The organism is Pseudoalteromonas sp. GABNS16E (assembly GCF_028598715.1).
Taxonomy (GTDB): domain Bacteria; phylum Pseudomonadota; class Gammaproteobacteria; order Enterobacterales; family Alteromonadaceae; genus Pseudoalteromonas; species Pseudoalteromonas atlantica.
The window spans coordinates 1-255 of record NZ_JAQREZ010000205.1 but is presented as its reverse complement, the minus strand read 5'-3'; the positions used below and the strand labels follow the sequence as shown (position 1 = coordinate 255).

Sequence of the window (255 nt, the reverse complement as noted above, 5' to 3'; positions counted from 1 at the left end):
ATACAATACAGATGAAAATAAATGCTAGTAATAGTGCATCAACTACTGTATCAACGGCTTTTTCAATCAAATCAGCCTGATCATAAAATGGTTCAAAGCGAACACCTTTAGGCAATGCTTGATTAATTAATGGGATTCTTGCATTGATACCATCAATGGTGGCTTTAGTATTAGACCCCATGCGTTTTAAGACAATGCCAGAGACAACTTCACCTAAATTTTCGACTTTACCGTCTTCGGTTTTGCGCGTCATTG

At 37.3% G+C, this 255-nt stretch carries 1 protein-coding gene; it reads right to left on the bottom strand.

Annotated elements, in window-relative coordinates; genetic code table 11:
• Positions 1 to 255: efflux RND transporter permease subunit (locus PSI06_RS21290; protein WP_273604850.1), on the bottom strand; the 255-nt coding region annotated here is incomplete at both ends.